This is a genomic window from Marivirga tractuosa (genome assembly GCF_042140215.1).
Lineage (GTDB): Bacteria > Bacteroidota > Bacteroidia > Cytophagales > Cyclobacteriaceae > Marivirga > Marivirga tractuosa_A.
The window spans coordinates 4164637-4189616 of record NZ_CP159478.1 but is presented as its reverse complement, the minus strand read 5'-3'; the positions used below and the strand labels follow the sequence as shown (position 1 = coordinate 4189616).

At 33.9% G+C, this 24980-nt stretch carries 26 protein-coding genes; 14 read left to right on the top strand and 12 right to left on the bottom strand.

What is annotated here, in order from left to right:
* Positions 1-28: 28 nt before the first annotated feature.
* Entirely contained in the window at positions 29-619 is a 591-nt protein-coding gene (locus ABWH96_RS18725) for a TetR/AcrR family transcriptional regulator (protein WP_375579029.1), read from the bottom strand.
* Positions 620-897: 278 nt separating this feature from the next.
* Here ABWH96_RS18725 and accD point away from each other — a divergent pair, with 278 nt between their 5' ends.
* Positions 898-1737 (top strand): acetyl-CoA carboxylase, carboxyltransferase subunit beta, encoded by an 840-nt coding sequence (gene accD, locus ABWH96_RS18720; RefSeq protein WP_375579028.1) that lies wholly within the window; start codon positions 898-900, stop codon positions 1735-1737.
* A 68-nt stretch (positions 1738-1805) separates the two neighbouring features.
* Here accD and ABWH96_RS18715 read toward each other — a convergent pair whose 3' ends face one another.
* Both ABWH96_RS18715 and ABWH96_RS18710 read right to left on the bottom strand, forming a co-directional pair.
* Positions 1806-2438, bottom strand: coding sequence for a hypothetical protein (locus ABWH96_RS18715; protein ID WP_375579027.1), 633 nt, complete (start codon positions 2436-2438; stop codon positions 1806-1808).
* 4 nt (positions 2439-2442) lie between these two features.
* Positions 2443-3084 (bottom strand): hypothetical protein, encoded by a 642-nt coding sequence (locus ABWH96_RS18710; protein ID WP_375579026.1) that lies wholly within the window; start codon positions 3082-3084, stop codon positions 2443-2445.
* 271 nt (positions 3085-3355) lie between these two features.
* Here ABWH96_RS18710 and ABWH96_RS18705 point away from each other — a divergent pair, with 271 nt between their 5' ends.
* Positions 3356-3745, top strand: coding sequence for a hypothetical protein (locus ABWH96_RS18705; RefSeq protein ID WP_375579025.1), 390 nt, complete (start codon positions 3356-3358; stop codon positions 3743-3745).
* Here the strand turns inward: ABWH96_RS18705 and ABWH96_RS18700 are convergent.
* Entirely contained in the window at positions 3742-4254 is a 513-nt protein-coding gene (locus ABWH96_RS18700; RefSeq protein WP_375579024.1) for a hypothetical protein, read from the bottom strand. The two genes, ABWH96_RS18705 and ABWH96_RS18700, sit on opposite strands and share 4 nt — an antisense overlap.
* 121 nt (positions 4255-4375) lie before the next feature.
* On the opposite strand from ABWH96_RS18700, the gene ABWH96_RS18695 reads away from it, so the two are divergent.
* Together ABWH96_RS18695 and nqrF are read left to right on the top strand one after the other, a co-directional pair.
* Positions 4376-5356 carry a radical SAM protein gene (locus tag ABWH96_RS18695; RefSeq protein ID WP_375579023.1) on the top strand — a complete coding sequence of 327 codons (981 nt, stop codon included), beginning with the start codon at positions 4376-4378 and terminating at the stop codon, positions 5354-5356.
* Positions 5357-5508: 152 nt separating this feature from the next.
* The gene (gene nqrF, locus ABWH96_RS18690) at positions 5509-6813 is read left to right on the top strand and encodes an NADH:ubiquinone reductase (Na(+)-transporting) subunit F (RefSeq protein ID WP_375579022.1); all 1305 of its coding nucleotides are present in this window, start codon (positions 5509-5511) and stop codon (positions 6811-6813) included.
* A gap of 72 nt (positions 6814-6885) precedes the next feature.
* On the opposite strand, the gene ABWH96_RS18685 is transcribed toward nqrF, so the two are convergent.
* Together ABWH96_RS18685 and ABWH96_RS18680 are read right to left on the bottom strand one after the other, a co-directional pair.
* The gene (locus tag ABWH96_RS18685) at positions 6886-7995 is read right to left on the bottom strand and encodes a cyanophycinase (protein WP_375579021.1); all 1110 of its coding nucleotides are present in this window, start codon (positions 7993-7995) and stop codon (positions 6886-6888) included.
* Positions 7996-8497: 502 nt separating this feature from the next.
* Positions 8498-8689: a hypothetical protein gene (locus tag ABWH96_RS18680; protein ID WP_375579020.1), complete on the bottom strand. Its 192-nt coding sequence runs from the start codon at positions 8687-8689 to the stop codon at positions 8498-8500.
* A gap of 211 nt (positions 8690-8900) precedes the next feature.
* Between ABWH96_RS18680 and ABWH96_RS18675 the strand changes: the two genes are divergently transcribed.
* From ABWH96_RS18675 to ABWH96_RS18655, 5 genes are all read left to right on the top strand, one after another.
* Entirely contained in the window at positions 8901-10220 is a 1320-nt protein-coding gene (locus ABWH96_RS18675; protein ID WP_375579019.1) for a sugar porter family MFS transporter, read from the top strand.
* Between the two features lie 252 nt (positions 10221-10472).
* Positions 10473-11396, top strand: a complete 924-nt coding sequence (locus ABWH96_RS18670; RefSeq protein WP_375579018.1) for an isoaspartyl peptidase/L-asparaginase family protein — start codon at positions 10473-10475, stop codon at positions 11394-11396.
* 174 nt (positions 11397-11570) lie between these two features.
* Positions 11571-12221 carry a TetR/AcrR family transcriptional regulator gene (locus ABWH96_RS18665; protein ID WP_375579017.1) on the top strand — a complete coding sequence of 217 codons (651 nt, stop codon included), beginning with the start codon at positions 11571-11573 and terminating at the stop codon, positions 12219-12221.
* A gap of 2 nt (positions 12222-12223) precedes the next feature.
* The gene (locus ABWH96_RS18660) at positions 12224-13564 is read left to right on the top strand and encodes an ABC1 kinase family protein (protein ID WP_375579016.1); all 1341 of its coding nucleotides are present in this window, start codon (positions 12224-12226) and stop codon (positions 13562-13564) included.
* A 219-nt stretch (positions 13565-13783) separates the two neighbouring features.
* A complete protein-coding gene (locus ABWH96_RS18655; protein WP_375579015.1) occupies positions 13784-14668 on the top strand; it encodes a PIG-L family deacetylase in 885 nt (294 codons plus the stop codon).
* A gap of 85 nt (positions 14669-14753) precedes the next feature.
* On the opposite strand, the gene ABWH96_RS18650 is transcribed toward ABWH96_RS18655, so the two are convergent.
* The gene (locus tag ABWH96_RS18650) at positions 14754-16784 is read right to left on the bottom strand and encodes a prolyl oligopeptidase family serine peptidase (protein WP_375579014.1); all 2031 of its coding nucleotides are present in this window, start codon (positions 16782-16784) and stop codon (positions 14754-14756) included.
* Positions 16785-16985: 201 nt separating this feature from the next.
* On the opposite strand from ABWH96_RS18650, the gene ABWH96_RS18645 reads away from it, so the two are divergent.
* Positions 16986-17306: an Mpo1-like protein gene (locus ABWH96_RS18645; RefSeq protein ID WP_375579013.1), complete on the top strand. Its 321-nt coding sequence runs from the start codon at positions 16986-16988 to the stop codon at positions 17304-17306.
* Here ABWH96_RS18645 and ABWH96_RS18640 read toward each other — a convergent pair.
* Together ABWH96_RS18640 and ABWH96_RS18635 are read right to left on the bottom strand one after the other, a co-directional pair.
* Positions 17290-19077 carry a sodium:solute symporter family protein gene (locus tag ABWH96_RS18640; RefSeq protein ID WP_375579012.1) on the bottom strand — a complete coding sequence of 596 codons (1788 nt, stop codon included), beginning with the start codon at positions 19075-19077 and terminating at the stop codon, positions 17290-17292. The two genes, ABWH96_RS18645 and ABWH96_RS18640, sit on opposite strands and share 17 nt — an antisense overlap.
* A gap of 265 nt (positions 19078-19342) precedes the next feature.
* Positions 19343-20557 (bottom strand): alpha/beta fold hydrolase, encoded by a 1215-nt coding sequence (locus tag ABWH96_RS18635; RefSeq protein ID WP_375579011.1) that lies wholly within the window; start codon positions 20555-20557, stop codon positions 19343-19345.
* Between the two features lie 299 nt (positions 20558-20856).
* Here ABWH96_RS18635 and ABWH96_RS18630 point away from each other — a divergent pair, with 299 nt between their 5' ends.
* Together ABWH96_RS18630 and ABWH96_RS18625 are read left to right on the top strand one after the other, a co-directional pair.
* Complete coding sequence (locus ABWH96_RS18630; RefSeq protein WP_375579010.1) at positions 20857-21252, top strand: TerB family tellurite resistance protein; 396 nt, start codon at positions 20857-20859, stop codon at positions 21250-21252.
* Positions 21253-21283: 31 nt separating this feature from the next.
* Positions 21284-21433 carry a hypothetical protein gene (locus tag ABWH96_RS18625; protein ID WP_375579009.1) on the top strand — a complete coding sequence of 50 codons (150 nt, stop codon included), beginning with the start codon at positions 21284-21286 and terminating at the stop codon, positions 21431-21433.
* 2 nt (positions 21434-21435) lie between these two features.
* Here ABWH96_RS18625 and ABWH96_RS18620 read toward each other — a convergent pair whose 3' ends face one another.
* Positions 21436-22200: a hypothetical protein gene (locus tag ABWH96_RS18620; RefSeq protein ID WP_375579008.1), complete on the bottom strand. Its 765-nt coding sequence runs from the start codon at positions 22198-22200 to the stop codon at positions 21436-21438.
* Positions 22201-22346: 146 nt separating this feature from the next.
* Here ABWH96_RS18620 and ABWH96_RS18615 point away from each other — a divergent pair, with 146 nt between their 5' ends.
* Positions 22347-22904: an acyl-CoA thioesterase gene (locus ABWH96_RS18615; RefSeq protein ID WP_375579007.1), complete on the top strand. Its 558-nt coding sequence runs from the start codon at positions 22347-22349 to the stop codon at positions 22902-22904.
* Between the two features lie 43 nt (positions 22905-22947).
* Here the strand turns inward: ABWH96_RS18615 and ABWH96_RS18610 are convergent, their stop codons facing one another.
* Positions 22948-23358, bottom strand: coding sequence for a hypothetical protein (locus tag ABWH96_RS18610; RefSeq protein WP_375579006.1), 411 nt, complete (start codon positions 23356-23358; stop codon positions 22948-22950).
* A 104-nt stretch (positions 23359-23462) separates the two neighbouring features.
* On the opposite strand from ABWH96_RS18610, the gene ABWH96_RS18605 reads away from it, so the two are divergent.
* Positions 23463-23897 (top strand): hypothetical protein, encoded by a 435-nt coding sequence (locus ABWH96_RS18605; RefSeq protein ID WP_375579005.1) that lies wholly within the window; start codon positions 23463-23465, stop codon positions 23895-23897.
* A gap of 63 nt (positions 23898-23960) precedes the next feature.
* Here the strand turns inward: ABWH96_RS18605 and ABWH96_RS18600 are convergent, their stop codons facing one another.
* Positions 23961-24839 (bottom strand): flavin reductase family protein, encoded by an 879-nt coding sequence (locus ABWH96_RS18600; RefSeq protein WP_375579004.1) that lies wholly within the window; start codon positions 24837-24839, stop codon positions 23961-23963.
* Positions 24840-24980 lie beyond the last annotated feature (141 nt).

Below are 24980 nucleotides of genomic sequence, written 5' to 3'. Positions count from 1 at the left end.
TATGTTTGTAATATTATAGTGGTCTTTTTTAAATTCTTCTCACAGCATCCCAGCAAGCATCAGCTGCTTGCACTATGCGTTCTTTGCTTAATTGTTGTTCATGGTCAATTTGTAATTTTGCCAAAGAAGTAATGGGGCCATAAGACAAGGAGATGATAGTGTAAACTGGTAAGTCTTTCATAGCCTTTTCTCTTTTTGCTTCTATGAAAAACATCATAACTGGCGACATAATCATAAAGCTTTCTTCTCTGGTCAATTTGCTCATATAGGAAGCATATCTATGCTGCTCAATAAATTGAAAAGCTTTAGGGTTATCCATGAAATAATTGATCAAATTCATCCATAAATGCTTAAATCTGTCCTTAAAACTTTCATCTTCATTATATCCATCCAACATGGCATGCATCACACGCCTTTTGATTTCTTTAAACAATTCATTGATTAAATCTTCTTTATTTTCAAAATATCGATAGATAGTCCCTGCTCCAATACCTGCTTTTTCAGCTATCATAGAAATAGGAGTACCATGGAAACCATTTTCAGAGATTAATTCTAAAGTAGTTTCTAGTATCAGGGTCTTCTTATCAATTTTGTTTTCTATGGCGGAATGAACGTTCATTCCGTAAATTTCGTAGCTTTATTTTTCCTATCAAAATTTTTAGGAATAATTTTAACTTTCTGTAAATCAGTTGCTAACGTTTGTTAGCTTTGGGTTTACTTCATTTATTATATTAGAATGTTTTATTTGTTTAAATCTTTAAATAGAAGGAAATAAGAGTGAAATTGGATAAATGAGAAGGGAATTAAACTTTTACTTTGGCAATTGACAGTCAATTCAATTATCTTTGACCCTCTAACGAAAACCTTCAGTTGGTTTAGATTTAAAATTGAAACAATATGGCTTGGTTTAAGCGACAAAATAAAGGGATATTAACTCCCACCGAAAATAAGAAAGAAGCACCGGACGGATTGTGGTATAAAACCCCCGGAGGTAAAATCATTCACATGCGTGAGTTAAAGCAAAATGCTTATGTAAGTCCAGATGATGAATACCACGTTCGAATCGGCTCTAAGGAATATTTTGAGATTCTTTTTGACGATAATAAATTCACTGAGCTTGATAAGGATTTGAGTTCGGGTGACCCACTTGAATTTGTGGACAGCAAACCTTATCCGGTAAGAATAAAGCAATCTCAGGAAAAAACGGAATTGAAAGATGCCGTTAGAGCTGCCCATGGTAAAATGAATGGTTTGGATTTATGCGTGGCTTGCATGGATTTCAGTTTTATTGGAGGATCCATGGGGTCTGTAGTGGGAGAGAAAATAGCTAGAGCTATAGATTATTCTATCAAAAAGAAAGTACCATTTTTGATGATTTCTAAATCGGGTGGTGCCAGAATGATGGAAGCAGGGTTTTCACTTATGCAAATGGCCAAAACATCAGCTAAATTAGCCCAGCTATCAGAAGCTAAAATCCCTTATATTTCTTTATTAACTGATCCTACTACTGGGGGTGTAACAGCATCCTACGCAATGTTGGGTGATTTTAATATTGCAGAACCTGGTGCCTTAATTGGTTTTGCTGGTTCGCGAGTAATTCGAGAAACCATAGGGAAAGATTTGCCAAAAGGATTTCAAAGTTCTGAATTCGTTTTGGATCACGGATTTTTGGATTTCATAGTGGACAGAAGGCAGTTGAAAACTAAGCTGACCATATTATTAAAGATGTTGAAATAACTTCAAATTTAGAGCTTATTTGTAATTGCAGATAAGCTCTTTTTTTTGACAATTACCTATTGCAATTTTTAGCGTCTTAAGAGATTATTGTCTGTGTTTAATTCTTCCTTTTGAATTTCTGAAAAGTCGAATCTTCCCTGGTGGAAATTTATAGTATCTCCATTGAATGTCGCATCAAATCCAAAAGTGCCTGCCAATATATAATCAATACCTTCCTCTGGGTCTTCGTATATGGTTTCTCTTATAATCAGATTACCTCTTACTACACTTCCGATAGTATCATTGAATACACTTGAAGTGGTATCACCCAATAAAAGTTTTGTATTGTTATCATTAAGATCGAAATTTTCATTCTTTAAGTTGACTAACTTCTCGGTATTAAATTCTTCGTAATTTCCTATGTTAAATATAAACATATAGATATCAGCTGAATTTTGTTTTCTTCCAGATAGCCCGAGGTATAATGAATCTTGAAATAGAAAATATCTTAACGGGTCTTGATATTCATCTCCGAAATTTAAATTGTTTCGTTTAAAATATTCTGTAATCCATATTTCATCATCAATATAAATTCCTGCTGCATTATTACCCTTCTCTGTGTATCTAGGTAATCCTAATTCGTTAAAATCTTCCTCAAAAACACCAGTAGTTTTACATGAGAAAATAAGTGTGATTAATAAAAGGCTAAAAAATAATTTCATATACTTATCTTAGAAGAAAACAACCAATTCCTAAACTTATTCCGTGAAGATTAAAGCCTTCAAAAGGGGCTGAAACCTCTCCGTAATTTCCAACTGATTGATATCCTTGCATTCTTTTTTGTAAAGAAAAGTTATAGTTAGCAAAAATATTGAAATTGCTATTGGGAATCATATAATGTAGGGTAGAGAATAATCCATAATCTAAAAGAAATATCATTTGGTAAGCTGCTGGCTTATCCCCTCGGATAATGATTGTTGTTGGATCTTCCTTTAAAAAGTTTAGATCTCCATAAGCTCCAAGTCCAAATTGGAAATAATCTGTTTTTAATAAAGAGGCATAAATGGGTATGGAGAAAGACCATACTTCTAAAGAAAAACGATTTTTACTACTGAATTCCAAATTATTATATTCAAGCATGAAACCTGAATTGAGGTTTACGGAAATTTTATCATTGATTTCAATTAAAGAATTTGTACCAAATAAAGCAGCACCCATTCCAGATAATTTAAATTTTGATTCACCGATTGGCTCAGTATTGATAAAATTGGTAGTTCTTAATCCTAATAAACAATTAACACCTTCTTGCCCATAAGATTTTATGCTAAAACAAAAGATTAAATAAATCAGTAAAATTTTATATTTCATATATGAATTCTATGTGAGAAATACCTATAAAAATGACACAGTTAAAAATAAATTGGTTGTATTAAGACAAAAGACTAATTTCTAGAATTTTCATAGATGAGCCACTCAAATGAGCGAAAGATTTGAGTGATTGGCATTTTTTTTGTTCTTTAGAAATTTCAACTAAATAAATAATCATGAAAAAATACTATCAACTCTAACTCTTATAATTTTACTTACCACAATCAGCTATGCTCAAGAAACTCCATCCTCCAAAAGAAATTTCTCTTATGTGGAAGTAGGGGGCGCAGGCTTATTCTTTTCTATAAATTACGAGAGGCAATTATCTAAAGCTCCTGGTTTTTCTTGGAGAGTGGGTTTAGGTGGATATACCGATGGTGATTTTTACATTACTTACAATACGGGTTTGGCTTATCTTTTCGCCTTGAATGAGGCTCAGGACTCTTTTATAGAGTTTGCTGCAAATTTCACCATTGCAAGGGAATACAAGGGGATTTCGGAAAGAAGCAATAGAGCGGACTTATTTGAAAATGTAGTACCCGGTTTATCGTATAGAAAGCATTTTAAAAATGATATGATTTTTAAAGCTGGAATTAATGGAGTATTTAATCAATATGGAATAACTCCTTGGCTTAATTTAGGCTTCGGAAAAAGATTTTAAGCAATTGCTTTCAATATTTTCCTAGCTTTAGATTTAAATCCTTTTGAAGCATTTTCCATTTTATAAAGGAGGATTTCTTTTAAAAGATGTTTCAAATCATTATTTTCTTTTGAAAGCTCAAATGCTGTAGACATTGTAAAAATTTCTACTGCGATTGAGCTGTTTTTGTTTTCTATTGATTCAAATGCTTGATGAAGACACTTTTCTTGATGTTTCTCTGGGATTTCAATAAATTGGAAAGTACGCCATATATTTCTTTCCACTCCAACCGAAACACCTTTTTCTAGGAGCTTCAATAGAAGTCCTACTTCACTATCTTTTATGATTTTTGGTTGATTCTCAACAACTCCACTCATCACCCATGCTGCTTTATCTTGAACTTTGGGATTATTGAGATGCGTTAATAAACTGTTAAATGAATATTGCCCTGTTAGGATTTCTTTCTGAACCTTAAGTTTACTCTCTTTGTATTTGATTTTAGCTAAATCCGATTCTTGAAGTTTCATCATAAAAGTAATTTTAGAATAAACACATAAAGTAAAGTGTTTTCAAGAAACTTCCCTCATTACATATAAAAATTGTGAATAAACAGGGTTAGTATTTCGGAAAGCTTATTCCTAACTTTATGCCATGCGCCTGATTCGAAAACCTATTTTATGCAATTACTATGTGACCTATCGTTGCAATGCCAGTTGCTACTTTTGCGATATATGGGAAAAACCTAGTCCTTATATTAAGGTGGAGGATGTAGAGCAGAATTTAAAAGACCTCAAAAAACTAGGGGTGAAAGTGATAGACTTTACGGGTGGCGAACCTCTTTTACATCATGATATTCATCTTTTTCTGAAGATGGCGAAAGAAATGGGCTTCATCACTACCCTTACAACCAATGGCTTGCTATATCCCAAAAAAGCGGATAAATTAAAGGGATTGGTAGATATGCTTCATTTTTCATTAGATTTTGCAGACGCTAAACAGCATGATGAAGTGAGAGGGGTGGGCTGTTTTGATTTTGTTATGAAATCAATAGAAATTGCAAAGGAACTAGGGGAGAAGCCTGATATTTTATTCACTGCGATGAATGAAAATATTGGGGAATTAGAGAAAGTTTATGAAAACATTTCTTTGCCCAATGATCTGGTATTGATCGTCAATCCTATTTTTGATTATAATGAAGTTGAAACAGGAGGTGGCTTGAATAATGAGAACCTAGAATATCTATCCCAAATAGGGAAAAAGAACAATATTTATTTGAATGAAGCTTTTATTGAATTGAGAAAAAATGGAGGGAATCATGTAGATGACCCTGTTTGCAAAGCAGCTTCATCTTCTTTAGTGATTTCTCCAAAAAATGAATTGGTGCTGCCTTGTTATCATCTGGGGAAAAAAGAATATCCTATAAATGGGGATTTATTTAATTTGTACAAATCCGATAAGGTACAAAAATTGGCAGCATTGGAAGGAAGGCTTCCAGAATGTGAAGGATGCGCCATTAATTGCTATATGCAGCCCTCTTTTGCAGTTGAAATCAATCAATATTTTTGGAAGGCGTTACCCTCAACCATCAAATACAATAGGCTAAAAGGTACCTGGAAAAATATTTTTCAATAATTTTTCACTTTACGCCAACTTTTTGAATCATCTAACTGTTAGATTTGCGAATATATTATCAGAAAAATATCGAATCGAACTTATAGGTTTACATTTTAAGTAATATATTTGCAACTCAATTAATTGAATCATTTAGAACAAAATAAAAGTTCATGACATCAGTAGTTATAACCTCAATTATTGCATTTACCGTCTTAATACTATTGTTAGTGTTAATACTGTTATTTGCTCAATCGAAATTAGTTCAATCTGGCCCCGTTAATATTTATGTTAATGGAGATGAAGACAATCCAATTGTAACTTCTGCCGGTTCCACTTTACTTTCTACTTTATCAGGTCAAGATATTTACTTACCATCTGCTTGCGGTGGTGGTGGTACTTGCGCCATGTGTAAATGTGTAGTAGAAGATGGTGGCGGTGATGTTTTACCTACAGAGGAAGGTCATTTAAGCCGATCTGAAAAGAAAGAAAATGTAAGGCTTTCTTGTCAAGTGAAAGTAAAAGAAGATATGCATATCCGCATACCTGAGGAAATCTTTGGTATTAAGAAGTGGGAATGTACTGTTAAATCTAACTACAACGTCTCTACTTTCATTAAAGAATTTGTGGTGCAATTGCCAGAAGGCGAGACATTAGATTTCGAATCTGGTGGTTATATTCAAATTGATGTTCCTGAAATAACTTGTGAATTTAAGGATATTGATATCACTCCACATCCTGACTTAGGTCACAAAGAAGATATCTTCAAAGAAGATTGGGATAACTTTGGATTGTGGGATTTAGTCATGAAAAATGATGAACCTATATTTAGAGCTTACTCTATGGCGAATCACCCAGCTGAGGGAGATATCATCATGTTGAATATTAGAATTGCTACTCCACCTTGGGATAGAGCAAAAAATACTTGGATGGATGTTAATCCTGGTATTTGTTCTTCTTATGTTTTTACTAGAAAACCAGGTGATAAAGTAACGATTTCAGGTCCTTATGGGGAATTCTTCATCAATGAGTCTGACGCTGAAATGATTTATATTGGTGGTGGTGCAGGTATGGCTCCATTACGCTCTCATATTTTCCATTTATTCCATACGCAAGGAACTGACAGAAAAGTATCTTACTGGTATGGTGGTAGATCTAAAAGAGAATTATTCTATGTAGATCATTTTAGAAAAATAGAAGAGAAGAATCCTAATTTTGATTTTCAAGTTGCTTTATCTGAACCATTGGAAGAGGATAATTGGAAAATTAAGAAAAGTTTAGATGATAAAGAGGGTGATGGTTATACCGGATTTATTCACAATGCTTTATACGATAACTACTTAAAGCATCATAAAGAGCCAGAAGAAGTAGAATTCTACTTATGTGGACCTCCAATGATGAATGCTGCGGTATTGAAGATGTTAGATGATATGGGTGTTCCGCCAGAAAATATCCGATTTGATGATTTCGGTGGATAATCTTAACAACATATTATAATAAAAAAAGGGCCTTCAAGCCCCTTTTTTTATTGGAAGATTAATTTAAAAGACTTAATCCGGCTGTTGAATATCATTAGAAATAATTCCATAATTAATATTCACTTCTTCTAATTGTGCTGCGCTACTTAAAGAGCTCCAATTGCTAATATTAAAGCTATTATTTGGATTAGATACTCCCTTTACTGTATAAGCGGTTATAGCATCAGTCCAATGTAAAGCTTGACCTTCTTCACATTGGTTAGGCACTGAATTAGCACTAAAGAAAAATGCGTAATCTTCATAATTCCCATCACCCAAAACTTTAGCGTCACCATTTGCTTCAATAGCCACAGCTGTAAATTCGTCCACTGCTATTCCTTTTATATCCTGATAACTACTAACCACACCATCAGCAATTACCCTTGCCATAAGCGCGATCGTTCTTCCTAATCTATCCCTTTCAGAAAAATGGGAGTCTGTAATGATTTTTCCCAAACCGGGTAGTTGTAAAAAGTCAGTTTTGATGGTTTCCATATAAGGATGGTATGGATCATTCAAAGCTTCAGATGAGATCACTCCTGATGATTGAGGGATATAGGCAAATTCACCTAAAATCGCCAATCCTGCCGATGTACCACCAATAGGGACTCCTTTTTCATTTGCTAAATAGTGAATGGAGTTTTCTACTTCAGTACCATTCCAAAGATCGTAGTATTCAGTTTGATCACCACCAGCAATAAACAATGCTTCTGCTCCTCTAATTTTGTCTCTAACAAAGTCAGAATTTGCACTGGTTTGATCATTGATTACTAAAGTGAGAATAGAATTTGCGCCTTCTATAAAAGTATCATCATTATAACCATCACTATCATCTGTTCTAATGATAACAAAATCTCCACCATCAGATTTATTGACCATCCAATCGAACCATGATTTTTGATCACTAGCACCACCGGCTAGTAGATAACCCAAACTACTGCTGGTTTGAACATCTTCAGAATTACCGGTTAAATAATAAGTGACATCGCCATCATTGCTTCCCTCATCGTCACCTCCATCATCTCCACCTTTATCTTTTTTCGGGCCTCCTGCATGATCAGGTTTTGCCATATCTAAACTTTGATCTGTACATGCTGAAAATAGCATTGCAATTGCCAATAAGGCATAACTTATCCTTTTCATAATTTTTTACTTTAAATTTGAATAATTTGATTTCAAGATTGCACCATCCTTTATAGAGGATTAGTGCTTGATTAAGTACTGTTTTCCTTATTTCGAGTAAAAGCCCGAATCTCTGTGAATTGATCTAATTTTATAGCATAAATTGATAATGAAGCTATATTGAATTAATAATGAAATGATATCATTATTGAATTACAGCTCATTTAATAGCTAATGAAAAATTATATTCTTGTTTTTTGAAAACAGTCTATTTCCAGAAGTTGGAAATTATATGGTAAGCTTGCCTACTAACAATCGAAAACCGGTTGCAGATTTCGTCTGTGAACCGGTTTGAAGCTCAAGAATTTGAGCCCGAAAATCTTTTTAGGGTTAATATCAAAATTGTAATATGTGTTGAATTTTAAATTCATACAATTTCAATATGCGAAAAAAAATATTGAATGTCAACATATTATGATAAAAGTTATTAGTAATGAAATTGTATATTATGAAGGTTGATATATTAGTTAATCATCCTTGCCTTCTTTTTCTCTTTTTTCTTTCTTCTCCACCAAAAGTATCCTCCAATTAAAAATAATACGGGAAGCACTACATAAAATATATAATCGAAAGGAGTTTGTAAAAGCAAAGGTTCGCTGTCATCTGGATGTGGCACCCCTTGTGGAATTTGTAATAAAAAAAATAAAAAAATCATTTTGCTTTCCTTTTGTCTAATAATGACAACGGTTAAGCGCTAGCAGTGTTTTTAAGCAGATTTTATTTCTTTAATATTAATTTTTTTATCCTCTATTATGACCTCCAAATAATCTTTCATGATTAAACATTCAAATTGGTCACATCAATACAATTTCCCATTCTCAAATTACTTTCCTATTTTTAGCGATCGCTAAATGACTTTGGAAAGGATGTTCAAAAACTCATACGTATTTTTCATATCGTTAACAGCTGCTTTGGGTGGCTTTTTATTTGGATTTGATACTGCCGTAATTTCAGGAGCAGAACAAGATATTCAGGAAATCTGGCAACTCTCGGATTGGATGCATGGATTTTCCATTGCGATAGCCTTATATGGAACGGTAATAGGTGCTTTAGCGGCAGGTTATCCAGCTAATAGATTTGGACGAAAACCTATGCTTTTACTCATAGGGGTGCTTTATACGGTTTCTGCTTTAGGTTCCGCTTTAGCGCCTGAAGTAAATACTTTTATGTTTTTTCGTTTTTTAGGAGGCTTAGGAGTAGGGGCTTCATCAGTAATTGCACCTATGTATATTAGTGAAATAGCCCCAGCTGGAAAAAGAGGAATGTTAGTAGCTCTTTTTCAATTCAATATTGTATTAGGGATATTGGTTGCTTATTTCTCTAATTATCTAATAGCTTTAACCGAATTAGAAAGTAGCTGGAGATGGATGTTGGGTGTTGAAATAATTCCTGCCTTAATATATACTGTACTAAGTATTCGATTACCTAGAAGCCCAAGATGGTTAATTGCCAATAAAAATGAATATGGAGAAGCCAGAGTGGTTTTAACCAAGACAGATCCCGAAAATGTAGATCGCATTATTCAAAATATTGAGAAAGAAAAGGCAAAAATGGAGAGAAAAGAAGGGTTTTTTGCACTTTTCAAAAAGCAGTATTTCAAATTCACTTTTATGGCTATTTTAATAGCTTTTTTTAATCAATTGTCAGGTATAAATGCCATCATCTACTTTGCTCCAAGGATTTTTGAGTCTGCAGGTATAAGTACGGAAAATGGCTTGCTATCTACGATGGGGATTGGGTTTATCAATGTGATTGCCACTATGATTGGCTTATATTTAATCGATAGAATGGGGCGAAAATTTTTATTGTATTTGGGCTCGGCTGGTTATTTGATTTCATTGAGTTTAATGGCGATTAGTTTTAGTGGAGATATCATCCCCTCTAATTTGCTTCCGTTCTTTGTGTTCTTATTTATAGCCGCACATGCAGTGGGAAGTGGCTCTATTATTTGGGCTTTCATAGCAGAAATATTCCCTAATAAATTAAGGGCTCATGGACAGTCAATCGGAAGCTTCACACATTGGCTTTTTGCAGCAATTATTGCTAATGTTTTCCCGTATTTCGCCAGTACTTTTGGCTCTTCTGTCATTTTTTGGTTTTTTGCTGTCATGATGTTTATTCAGTTATTATGGGCGATTTTCATCATGCCTGAAACTAAAGGAAGAGAATTGGAGGAGATAAATTAGTGACAGAGTAAAAAAAATGATTTGGCATTCATCCAGGAAAATATTATTATTGAATGTGAAAAATTTAGAACATAACCATATTTTAGATTCTGCTCTGAAGCCAATCCCTCAATTGGAAGTCAAAAAATTTGAATTGCAGAACCTCCAGCCTATTTTCGACTGTTAGTTAGAGAATTTCTTCTTTTAATATAGAGTATGTATTCAATTCGCTCTATTCTCAATTCTAATTTTTATTTACTCTACAATCACGAAATGAAGAAATTTGTATTAGCCATTCATGGTGGCGCTGGAACCATACTTAAAAAAAATATAACAGCAGAAAAAGAAGAAGCTTATCATGAAGCTTTGCGTGAAGCTTTAGAATCAGGAAATGATATTTTGAATAAAAAGGGGACTGCTATTGAAGCAGTAGCTGTTGCGGTGAGTGTAATGGAAGATAGTCCACTTTTTAACGCTGGAAAAGGCTCTGTATATTCTAATAGTGGCAAAAACGAAATGGAAGCTTCCATAATGGAAGGTGAAAAATTAAGAGCTGGCGCAATTGCAGGGGTCAGAAATGTTAAGAACCCTATACAGTTAGCTAAATCCATATTGTTTGATGACGATTTTGTTTACCTTATAGGAAAAGGTGCAGAAGAATATGCCGACAATCGAAAACTAGAAAAAGTAGCCGATGAATATTTTCAAACTCGTTTCCGTGAAGAACAGTGGTTGGCTGCTAAAGGTGAAGGAAAGGTTCTACTTGATCACGATGCGGATAAAAAGTTTGGAACTGTTGGTGCTGTAGCTTTAGATATTGATGGAAACCTTGCAGCTGCAACTTCTACTGGTGGGTTAACTAATAAAAAATACGGTAGAATAGGCGATAGTTCAGTAATTGGAAGCGGAACATATGCGAATAATAATACCTGTGCCATTTCATGTACTGGTTATGGTGAATTTTTTCTTAGAGCCATAGTAGCGTATGATGTTTCTTGCTTGATGGAATATAAAGGGCTCTCACTCAAAGAAGCTTGTGAGCAAGTAGTGATGAAGAAACTGGTTGAAATGAAAGGAGAAGGTGGTCTGATTGCTTTGGATTCAAATGGTAATTATGAATTTAGTTTTAACTCTGAAGGAATGTATAGAGGAGTAACTGGTTCTGATTTGGATTTAAGAACTTATATATTTAAATAAATAAGAAGGAAGCTTTTATTGCTTCCTTTTACATCTTTTTCCTATGTCCGTTAACTTCAATTAAAAAAAAGATCTATTTAATTGATTATAATTTGTGGAGTAATTAATTTCTTTTCATTTCCTAAAACCTTTCCCATTATCAGGCTGTTACATGACCATAATTACAATTGAATTATGGCAAAAAAGCAAGCAGCAAAACCAATCGATTTAAAAATCAAGGAAGCTTATATTGACTTTGTTTTAGAACATGGTAAAGAACCTGCTTCTATTTACAAATTCGCTAAGGATCTGAAAATGAAAGAAGTAGATTTCTATAATCATTTCAACTCTTTCAAAGCATTGCAAAAACATATATGGGCTGATTTTCTGAAAGAAACCATTGAGAATTTACATGCAGAAGAAACTTTTGTGGAATATTCTTCAAGAGAAAAATTATTGGCATTATACTTTACTTTAATTGAAGTGCTTAAGACCAATCGTTCTTATGCCATGATGGATTTACAGAAAATGAGAAAAGGTGACTTGAAGCCTTCTTTTTTGGAGGCCTTTAAGAAGCATTTTCACAAGTTTGTAGATGAAATTTTATTACAAGGAAAGGAAACGGAAGAAATAATAGATAGACCTGTGATTGGTGATCGATATGTTGAAGGTCTATGGATTCAAACACTATTTATTCTTCAGTTTTGGGCAAATGACGATAGCAAGGATTTTGAAAAAACAGATGCTGCCATAGAGAAAGCAGTAAACGTTGCTTATGATTTGATGGGTAAAAGTCCATTAGATTCTATGTTTGATTTTGCCAAATTCATATTTCAAAACCGATAATAATGAGTGAAAGAAAAGAACAATCCCGTATACCTATTTCTAAGATTCAACGTGCCAGTAAATTTGTATCAACTGGTGCTAGAGTAGGAGGGAACTATATAAAACATTATTCAAAGAAAGCCTTCAATCCAAAAATGGATCGTACGCAATTAGATTTGGATAATGCTGAAGATATTTATGAGTCCTTAAGTGAATTGAAAGGAAGTGCTTTGAAAGTAGCACAAATGCTTAGCATGGACAGGAATTTATTGCCTCCTGCGTATCAAGAGAAATTTACTATGTCGCAATACAGTGCGCCACCATTATCTTATCCTTTGGTAGTAAAAACCTTTCAAAAAACTTTAGGCAAAAGCCCGGAAGCTATTTTTGATACGTTTACCAAAAGCGCAGTTAATGCGGCTTCAATGGGGCAAGTACACAAAGCGACCAAAGGTGATAAAACCTATGCTGTTAAAATTCAATATCCAGGAGTTGCAGATAGTATCAGTTCCGATTTAAGATTAGTAAGACCTTTTGCTACTCGTTTATTTAATATGAGCAATGCAGAATTGGATCATTACATGAGTGAGGTAGAAGGCAAGCTAATGGAAGAAGCTGATTATGGATTGGAGCTTAGACGTTCGAAAGAAATTACAGAAGCACTCGCTGGAAAAATAGAAGGTTTGTATTTCCCGAAATATTATAAAGAATTATCGGGAGATAGAGTCATCACCATGGATTGGTTGAATGGTGTGCATTTGAAAGAATTTTTAGCCACCAATCCTTCACAGCAAGTAAAAAATAAAATAGGCCAGGCACTTTGGGATTTTTATAATTTCCAGTTTCATGAACTAAAGCAAGTACATGCCGATCCACATCCTGGTAATTTTATGTTTATGGATGATGGCACCATGGGGATTATTGATTTCGGATGTATAAAAGAAATCCCAGATGATTTCTATGAAAATTATTTCGCCTTATTAAAACCTGGTTTTATGCAGGATAAAGAAGAGATAGACAAACGCTTCAAAGCCTTGGATTTCTTTCATGAAAAAGACAGCCCTGCTGAAAGAAAGATATTTAGTTCCGTTTTTCTGGAAATGATAGGGATGTTAAGCAAACCTTTCCAGTATGATACCTTCAATTTCGGTAATAATGCCTTCTTTGAAGAAATTTATGCTATGGGCGAAAGGGTTTCCAACATGAAAGAAGTTAGGAATAGTAATGGAGCCAGAGGTTCTAGACATGGACTTTATGTAAATAGAACTTATTTCGGTCTTTATAATATGTTGAATCAATTAGATGCAGAAGTAAAAATCACCAAGCCTGAGTGGTTAAATGGTAGTACTGAGAAGGTCGCATAATAAAATCCACAATACAGATTAAAATATATAATAGCCATGCGAAAGCAAGGCTATTTTTTTGAGATTTTCTTTTTGTTTTAAATTAGAATATTCATTTCAAGAAAGCTACAGTTAGTTTAAATTTCTTTTTGATAACATTTGTATTTAAATTTAAAAAATACATAGATTCGTGATGTATAATAATACTATGTAATATTTGTGTTGCCTAATTAATTTATCATGAGAAAATTATTAATCTTTTTAACTGTAGCTGTATTTTTGGCTTTATTACTTTTGGCAGCACATATCATTTATATCCACAAATATGTGCCAACAGAGAAATTTCCTGAGGATACTTATCTTTCAAAGGTAGAAGTTAAGAAGGCTCTTGTAATTTCTGCTCATGACGATGATATCTGTGCTATGTCTGGTACTATTTCGAAATTGAATAAAGCAGGGTGGGAGATTAAGCAACTTTGTTTTGATTCTAAAGATGAGGCAAGAAATGAGGCTCATTTAAAGGCTGCGAGTTATATTTTGGATGAAGCCTCTTTTTTCGAAATAGAAGGCCTGCCTTTCAGAATAGTTGATGACAGTATTCAGTATACATGGATGCCAATTCCAAAAGAGACTTTTCCTAAGGTATACCAAAAGGAATTGATAAAAGATGAATTAATTAAGATGATTATTGAATTTAAACCAACAGTTATTTTTAGTTTGGATAACTTACTTGGAGGATATGGTCATCCAGATCATACTTTTATTAGTGGTTTGGTGGTTGAAATTTGTAAAGAAGACAAACGTACTGTCGAGAAAATATATCAATCGGTATTTCCAGATTCTTATGAAGAGGGATTATTTCCTGATTTGAAAAACAGAGCCTCAAAATATCCTAGTCCTTATTATGCTGCAAATGAAATGTACAATATTGATGGAATGCCTCAGCCGGATGTACAAGTAGATATTTATGAAAATTCTTGGGATAAAAAAATGTTTCTTTCCACCTATTTAGAAGGTGAACGTAAGAATATTCGTAAATACATGCCCTATTATGAGCACTATCCTCATTGGTTTTATTTTTGGCTTTTTGATAAAGAATATTTTAGGGTTCTAGAATTGAAATAATTAATATTAAGTATTAGCCATTATTTTATACTGTTATTTGATTATAAGCCCTATCCAAAGAATATTGGATAGGGTCTTAAGTTTATTATTCATATTTCTCAAACCAGCCTGTGATATAAGCCACGTGGCGGATTATGTTACTTGGTCTGGCTGTAATTCCATGGCCAGCATCTGGGATTCTCACCATTTTACTTTCTACTTCCTGTAATTTTAAAGCACCATAATATTGCTCTGTTTCACTCATTGGTGTTCTATAATCCTGCTCTCCTGTTACCAATAAAGTAGGAGTGGTGACATTTCCTACCAGAGAGATAGGTGAACGCTCTAAATATTGCTGAGGATCTTCCCATGGCATTTTATTAAACCAATATTTTGGGTAATAATTATAACCATCTGCGGTTAAACTAAAGCTATACCAGTTAATTACAGGTTTGCTCACAACTGCAGCTCTAAAACGATCCGTTTTTCCTATGCTCCAGGCTGTCAGTACTCCACCGCCACTACCACCGGTGATATACAATCTATCTTCATTGATGAAGCCTTTTTCGACCATCATATCAACACCAGACATTAAATCATCATAATCTTCACTTGGGTAGTTGTGATTAATATAACCGCCAAATTCTTCTCCATAAGTAGTGCTTCCTCTTGGGTTAGTATATAAAACCACAAATCCTTTTGAAGCCATTAATTGCAGTTCTGGACTGAAATGCGGACCATAGGCTAAATGCGGCCCACCATGGATTTCTAAAATCAGTGGATATTTTTTATTTTCATCAAAATCAGGCGGATATACTATCCACCCTTGAACGTCTTTATCATCAAATGAAGATTTGAAATTAACCTCCTCTACTTTCCCAATATTTTTATTTTGAAGGAATGTCCCATTCAAATTAGTAATGGTTCTATTCGCCATTTTAGTAGGAAAATGGCCTACGGATAATTCCCCTGGTCGCTGAGTATTGGCTTTAGTGTATGCATATCTTCCGTTTTCAGCTATACTGTAGCTTCCGCCAGCATAAGGTCTGCCAAAAGAACCGTTCCCTATGTCTTGAGTAATGGAAACTGCCTTTCCGTTTAATTTTAAATTGGCTAAAACTCCTTTTCCATAGTCATCATAATAAGCGAATAAACTTTTACTGTCTTTTGCCCAGGTGAAGTTTTTAAAATCGCGATCTAAACCATGATCCAATTCTTTAACATTTTCTCCATTGATATCCATGACAAAAACATGGTCTAATTGGTATCCTACAAAGCGATCTTCGAAACTTAAATAAACAATTGACTTTCCATCAGGAGAAACCTTTGGACTTTTATGCGGGCCTTTCCCTTTGGTTAATTGAGTTAATTCTTGTGAATTAATATCTAATTTGAAAATGTGGGTGTCGTTCGGTTCTAAGTCTGCATTTTCGGATCGATTAGCAGAGAATACAATATTTTTGCTATCTGCAGTCCAGGATGGTGCAGCGTGGTCATAGTCACCAGATGTGAGTTGACGAGGAGCGCCCCCTTCAGAGGAGACCATAAATATATGATTGTAAGAAGGCTCTAGAAAAGAGAAATTTCCATCTGCTTTGTAGGAAACTTCTTCTATTACTTTTCCTGGTGATGCCCAATCAGCTCCTTTGGGTGGAGAAGGGAATTTTCCGAAGCTTTCCTGTTCTTTTGGAATTCGCATATTAAAAGCAATATATTTTCCATCAGGTGACCAGGTGATATTGCCTGGGCCTTTGGTCAAATTCGTGATAGAGGCGGTTTGCCCTGTTTCCATCCATCGCACAAAAATTTGAGCACTTCCTTCTTCAGCTGATACATAGGCTAATTTTTTTCCATCAGGTGACCAATTGGGTTGGCTGAAGCCTGATTTGCCTGAAGTAAGAGGGACATGGTTTTCACCTGAAAAATCAATCATCCATAAATTAGTGTATTTACGGTCGGTCATCACATCAAACTGATTTCTGACATAGACAATTTTATTTCCATCCGGAGAAATCTGAGGATCCCCAACATATTGTAATTCAAAAATATCCATGTATTCCAATGATGTTTTTTCTTGAGCTTGTAATCCTAACCCTACAAATAGAAGGCTTAGAAAAAGACTTAAATATTTTTTCATAGTTTTTAAATTGATTACTAATTTTTAACAATTATTCAATTTATGAATTAATCTCGAATGGTAAACGGTTTTTACATTAGTGGAGTGACTAATTGAGAAGTAGGTTTAAGTTTTATTCAATATCTGATTTAGGATTCATTCTCATTATTAGTGAGCTTTTTTATTCAAAATTTATTAAATTACTGAAGAAAAAAATTGATCATGGCCGAGAGAAAATACAAAAGCTTTAAAGAGTTTTACCCTTATTACCTGAGCGAGCACCAAGATGCAACTTGTAGGAAGCTTCATTTTACAGGTACTGGCTTATTATTTGGCGTCCTGGCATGGGCTTTAATTACGCAAACTTACTGGGGTCTTGCTTTAATTCCAGTGGTCGGATATGGATTTGCTTGGGCAGGTCATTTCTTTTTTGAAAAAAATAAACCGGCCACTTTTACTTATCCACTTTGGAGTTTAGCTTCTGATTTTAAAATGTTCTTCCAGATATTGATTGGTAAACAACCGATTAATCCTCAGCGATAATTTTTGGATATAGTTTAAAGATTACAAATCCACAAAGTATGCTAAATATTAAAAGCATACTTGCCTTTACTATTTCACCATAAATAAATAGTCCCGTACTGAAAAGGAAGCCATAAACGCCCATGCTTCCTGCTATCATACAAATAATTCCTGTCGGTACTTTCCATTTCTGAGCTTTAGGTTTAATTAATCCCTTAGCAGATAATCTAGCTATAATTTTCTTCCAACCCGGGCCACCTGGATTTACTTTATTCAGGAAATTGGCTAATTGCTCATCGGTTGTTTTTTCCGTCAGAAAACTAGCCGTTACCCAGCTTACTGTTGTTATGCTAACTCCTATAATTAATTTTTGCCAGGATAATAGTTCCTCGAAGCCAAAAGGTTGATCCGCAAAAGCAAAATAAAGCGCTATTAGGAAACTGACCACCATAGCCATAATTTCACTAATGGCATTTACTCTCCACCAAAACCATCGCAGAATATATATTAAACCTGTTCCTGCACCAATTTGCAATAGAATTTCAAAGGTTTGTAAGGCATTTTCTAAAACTAAGGCCATAAGCATACTGAAAATCATCAAGACTACTGTTAATACTCTTCCAAGTAACACTTGCTTGCTATCAGAGGCTTTTGGATTGATGAATCTTTTATAAACATCATTTACCAAATAAGAGGAGCCCCAGTTTAAGTGAGTGGAAATGGTACTCATATAAGCGGCTACCAATGAAGTTACGACTAAGCCTAATAATCCAGCTGGAATGAAAGTCAACATAGCGGGATAGCCCATATCGTGTGTAGCGACTCCAGAATTTACGGCTGGGAAAGCTTTTGCAAAACTGTCTAAATCAGGGAAAACAATAATGGAACAAAGTGCTACTATGATCCAGGGCCATGGACGGATGGCATAATGAGCAACATTGAAAAATAATACTGCTTTAATAGAGTGATCAGCATTTTTGGCGGCAAACATCCGCTGAGCGATATAACCACCACCGCCTGGTTCAGCACCAGGATACCAGGTGCTCCACCATTGCACTAATAGAGGAATAATCAATAACATGACCCACATTTCAGGATTGGAGAAAGAAGGAAAAAAGGATAGCTTATCGACTACATCCTCATGGATTAACAAATTATCCAAGCCACCTACTTTTGGGTGGTTTAATGCAACATAAGCAGCCACAAGAGCACCTCCTAAGGAAAGAAAAAACTGTAGAAAATCTGTAAATAAAACGCCCCTTAATCCGCCCAAACTGCTATAAACTACTGTTATGATTCCTGCTATTACAACAGTTTGTACTGGACTTAATCCTAATAAAACGCCTCCTATTTTAATGGCTGCCAAACTCACGGAAGCCATAATCATTACATTAAAAAGAAAGCCTAGATAGATGGCTCTGAATCCTCTTAAGAATCGAGCAGCTTTACCGGAATATCTTAATTCATAAAATTCAACATCGGTTAAAACGCCTGATTTTTTCCAAAGACCTGCATAAACGAAAACAGTTAACATTCCTGTCAACAGAAAAGCCCACCAAGCCCAGTTTCCTGAAACTCCATTTTGACGGACAATATCGGTAACAAGATTTGGGGTATCTGTAGAAAAAGTAGTGGCTACCATGGAAACCCCTAAAAGCCACCAAGGCATTTTACCACCAGCAGCAAAAAACTCAGAGGCATTTTTATTTTTTCTTGAAGTCCAGAACCCAATCCCCAAGGAGATAATTAAGAAACCAATTAAGATTACCCAATCAATATTATTTAAAATCATAATGGAGCGCTAAAATTTTGCTTGAAGATAGAAAAGTTTGTCGGTCTTTTAAATTTTTAACATTACATCAATTCTATTTGATGATTTCTAACAATTGCCACAGAATTAGAAAAATAGACAGTTGACAATAATTAACCTTCTGTTAATTCAATTGACAAAATTTACTTATCTAATTTAATTAGCCTTAGCGATAATCTTTTTTAATTTGTCTATTGTCTATTGTCTATTGTCTATTGTCTATTGTCTATTGTCTATTGTAAACTGTTTACTTTTCCTCAGTTTCGACTTTAATTTTGCTTTCGAGTGTCTTATGAACAGGACATTTATTGGCAATTTCAATCAAACGTTTTCTTTGTTTATCATCTATATTGCCTTTTATTTCTATGCTTCTGTCAAAAAAAGTAATCTTACTATTGTCAGATTCACATTCTGAGCTATCCTCATCATATCGCTGGTCTTGATCGACATGTACCAATATTTCTTCCACATCCCATTCTTTTCTATTCGCATACATTCTCAAAGTAATGGCGGTGCATGCAGCTAAAGCAGAAGTAAGTAATCCATATGGAGATGTACCGAAGTTATTTCCACCTACATTTTCAGGCTCGTCAGCTACTAAGTGATGGCCTTCTGCTACTATTTGAGTGGTGTATTTTTCATCCTTATTTCCAATAAAAGCAACAGTTTGGGACTCAGTAGAGATTTTCTTTTGTTCTGATTTTTCTATATATCGATTAGCCCAAGTGGCAATAACCTCGCCTGCATAAAGTGAGTCTTCTTTCTTACTTAACAAATGATCAGCACCATCTAAAGAAACAAAACTTTTGGGATGATGTGCTTTTTCATAAATAGCAGCAGCATTTGAAATTTCAACTGTTTGATCTTGCGGTGAATGCAGTATCAATAGTGATTTCCTTAAATCCTCTATTTTCTTAAGATTATTTTTACTCTGGAGATCTTCAAGGAACTGTTTTTTTATAGTAAAGGGTCTGCCTCCAATGTTTACCTCAGCTTCACCCTTTTCATTAATCTCCTCTTTGCCATCATCAATCAAATGAAGAACATGATCAGGTTGAGATGGCGCACCTATGGTAGCAACAGCCACTATGGAATCTATTTTACTGGCGGCCATCAAAACTGCAGCACCCCCCAAGGAATGTCCCACAAGCATAGTTGCTGCTTTATGATTTTTTTTCAGATAATCTGCAGCTTTAATAAGGTCTTCTATGTTAGAAGAGAAATTTGTGTCTGCAAAATCCCCTTCACTTTGTCCTAAACCAGTGAAATCAAAGCTAAAGACAGCAAAACCTTTTTTTGTCATGCCTAAAATGATGTTTCTTACGGCATTCAGGTTTTTATTGCAGGTGAAGCAATGTGCAAAGATTACATAATTGTGGGGATGATCATCTGCCGGAAAATGAATTTCAGCAGATAGCATATCCCCTAAAGAACCTTCAAATTTTATTTTTTCTTTCTTCATAAATTCATTTTTGGAATTGATATTAAGGTCAATTTATGAAAATGAATTTACACTGATCATTAAAAAACACTAAAAGGTAGATAGCTGACATTTTATTTTTACTTAAAAAGTACTGAATAATTACATTAAGAGATAAAAAAATGTGATTTTTCAAAAGTATTATTAACTTTAGATGCGTTTAATAAAAAATTAGATGATTTGGTTCATTGTTTTTATTGACAACCAAATTACATTCAATACCCAAATTACATTCAATACCATAGAAAGATACTAAAACATAAAAGTCTAAAACTCAAACCATGTTAAAAGAACAGCTAAAAATTTTAATTAAATTAGCCACAATTGATAATGAATTGGCAGAAAAAGAAGCGAATTTGATTGAGAAGATTGGTAAGGCTAATGGTGTAACAGAAGATGAGATTTATCAGATGATGAAAAATCCAGAGCCTATCAAAAGTTTAGAAACTCTGTCTGAAGATCAAAGATTTGAATACCTATATAATATCATACAATTAATGAAAATTGATGGTAAGGTTTATAAAAGTGAGATTGTTTTCTGTCAAGAGATAGCTCAAAAATTGGGTTATAAAAAGAAAGCTGTAGCTGAACTTTCAAAAAGCATATACAGCGATCCTAGTATCACAAGTGATAGAGAACACTTAAAAGAAAGATTAAGAAAATATTCAACAAGATAAATTAAGCCCCTGAAGGGGCTTAATATTCTCTATGAAAAAATCATTATTTAAAATTCTAGCAAGAATTAATAAATTGATTTTGCCCAGTTTTGCCAAAAAGGATTTGACAAAACTTAAAAAATGGGAGAAGGCAATTGTAGCCTATAGGTATGTAGTAACTAAGAACTCATTGGGAGATTAGCTCTAAAAATTTTCCCTGTAATATTCTCTTCCTTTTTGGATATATTTCTGATCTACCAAAAAGTAATGTTCTCTTTCTTTTCTATTAATCAATTGTTTAAAAACTTTTTTAGCCTTTTTATCCTTTCCGATAACGTGCAACATTTTAGCATATAAAAAGACATTTGCTGGGTGTTGTGGGCCAATTTTATAGGCTTTTCTTAGAAGCTTTTTAGCCTCATCATTGGATGGCCAACTTAAAATCAATGGTATGCTTGGAGCTTCAAGGTGAATTCCGCCTAAAAGCCTTAAAGCACCAGCCTGGTTATATTTTTCATCGAGTTCAATAGCTTTTTCTGCTAATTTTTTAATTTCATCAATTACACCTTCTTGTGCTGCTTCTGTAATATCAAGTAAATCTGCTCTTCGGGCATAATTTGCTGCGTGCCAATATGCAATGGCTCCATTATTAGGAAATTCTTTTGATTTTGTTTTAGCCAACGCGATTGCCTTTTCATACAATTCTCGTTTTTCTCTTGCTGAAACATTTGTCCATGAGGCTTTAAACTCATAGCTTTTCAAAAGACCAATCGTTTTTTCTGGCTCCTTATTACTTTGTTTAAAAAGCACAATTGCCTTGTCAATATTTTCTACATCAGCTAGTCCATTTCTTATGTTTTCATGTTTTTTATCAAAATAATTTTCTGCTTGTTCTAAAGTAGATTGAGGTAAAACCTTAAATGATACGAATAAGATGGATAAAAAAAATAGAGGTTTTATCAAATACATATTGGGCTTGATTTTTTAAGATATTACGATGGTGAAAAAAATATTTTGCACGGATAACGAAAGAAAATCATTATTGTTGAGTGGTTAGAATAATGTTATGCTTTCTTAAAAATTCCTTAAATTGAAAACTCAATTATTTTTTACCTATGAAAGCAAAATCAGCCGAAAATTCAAGAACGACCATTACCGAATTAATGATTCCATCATATGCCAATTTTGGAGGAAAAATCCATGGTGGGATTTTACTTTCCTTGATGGATAAGGTAGCATATGCTACTGCCACCAAGCACAGTGGCGCTTATTGTGTTACGGTTTCGGTTGATAATGTAGATTTCCTACAGCCTGTAGAAGTAGGGGATTTAGTTTCTATGATGGCTTCAGTTAATTATGTGGGTAATTCCAGTATGATTATTGGTATAAAAGTGATAGCTGAGAATGTGAAATCCGGTTTGGTGAAGCACACTAACACTAGCTATTTCACTATGGTAGCCAAAAATGAAGATGGAAGTTTGATGACTGTCCCCTCCTTGATATTGAACTCAAAAGATGATGTGAGAAGGTTTGCTGAAGCAGTAAAAAGAAAGCAATTAAGAAAAGGCTATCAGGAACAAATGGAAGCTGAAAAATCAGGTTTCACTTTAGAAAAACAAAAGGAATTAATAGTAAATCAGCGCTGTGAAGTTCATTTAGAAGAAAAAAGGTAAGCTTTTCTATTTAAAAAGCTTACCTTTTTGTGGTCGTGTTTTTTTAAGATTGCTTAGACTTCAACCATTCTTTTGCCTCATCCACAGTTTTAAACGTAGCCATTTCTAATTGCCCACCAATATTCATGTGTAATTCTTTTGCTGACATTTCAGAAAATGTATTTTGAGAGACAACATGTGCATAATATTTTAATCCTGCATCAATAACTTTTGGAATCAAAACGGACTCAATCCACTCCATGGCTTGAGTCCACGGACCAGTTGATTTACTGTCGTCATTTAATAAAGAAGGACATTTGGTTTTTTTTATTAAGTCTGCAAATTCTAAGCCCCAGCTTTTAACCGCATCTACGTTGGCGTATCCTTCCCAATCACAATAAATCCAATTTTCGTCTGGGTGGTACTCAGTCTTACAAATCACTCTGTCAAGGTTGTTTTTGGTATAAAATTTCATTTCAATCATAATATTTAAAAGTTCAACATATTTTAATTTAATATTTTCAGCAAATAAACTAAAATTATAATCGCCTTAAAGCGTATATTTACTATGTTTAATACATGAGCGGTATTTTTATATACACCGTTCATAAGAAAGAAAAGTGGATGAAAAAAATAATTTTATTAATTGCGGTAATTGTTGTTGCGTTGATTTTTTACTCCCTCTTATCAACTGAAAATATTAATTCATTAAAAGGTGATTTTAAAGAGCTGGCCTTTGAAAGAAATGGAAATAATACTGGTCCAGTACGTAGAGTGTATGTTTTTTCAGTAAAAGATACTTTATGGTCAGAAATGACAAAACATGCAGATTTATTACCTCATACCAAATATGGAACTACCGAAATTTATTATTTTTTGGAAAGTGAGATTTCGAAAGATAAGATAAAATTAAGTTTGAAAGGATTGAATTCTATAGTTCGCCCATTATGCATAGCCCATGCTATCAAAAATGGTCAAGGGAATTTAAATATCAAAAAGTATCCTTATAAATGAAATTCAATCAGAAATTATCAGATCATTAAAATCCGAAAGAAAACTTATTGTATTACTTAAATTTTAAAACTCACTTAATAGAACTTTCCAGGCTTCAATTAATTTATTCTTTTCCAATAATTGATGAGCTATTTGATGTAATTCTTTTGAATCTGATTTGCTTTTTATTTTTTTGTAGCTGGATGGTAATGATATTTCCTTTAAATCATCTTCACTAGGTATTCTTTCAATATTTCCAAGTTTACCCAAGTCATTTCCTGTTAAAATGCTACTATTTCTAATATCTTCTGGCAAGGCATCCACTCCAATTCCGAGTTTTTGTAAAGGTTTTTCTACTTCGAATAAAGCTTTTTTAGATCTGCTGTACCAATTACCACCCAATCTCCCAATGGGATCTAATTTAAAAGGGTCAATTTTTCCATTATCATCCAAAATCCCTTCATCCACATGAATATGGATCACCTCACAAATCACCAAATTACCTGCTCCACCTTCTTCTCCTGTTTCTATTACCTGATTTACTTTACATTCAAATGCAACGGGTGATTCAGCAACTCTAGGAGGCTTCACTTTAGTTGATTTTGCTTCTGTAAATCCAGCTTTTATAAATTCATTCACTCCTTTATCATATTCTGTAGAAGCCAATGACATTTGCTCTACCATAGGGTAGTTAGCAATATTGATTACCACCTCAGCCACTTCTTTTACATTTTCATAAGAATGCTTTGTAGTATTGTTTCTGCCTCTTCGGGCTGGGGAAAAAATTAAAATGGGTGGATTAGCACCAAATACATTAAAAAAGCTAAAAGGGCTAAGGTTTACTTTTCCTTCATTGTCAATTGTGCTAGCAAATGCAATGGGTCTGGGTGCAATTGCTCCCAATAATAAGCCATGTAATTCTGGTGTCTTGATGGATTTCGGGTCAACTTCTTTGTAACTCATGCCCGAATTTTGCTAAAGTTTTCTGAATATTCAAATGTTTTATGATTAGTCGCTAACTCAAATTCGATAAAGTAAGTTTAATTAAGCCTCACTTCTTCATTCTTCTCCTAAATACTATAAAATTAAGACATATTTCTACCA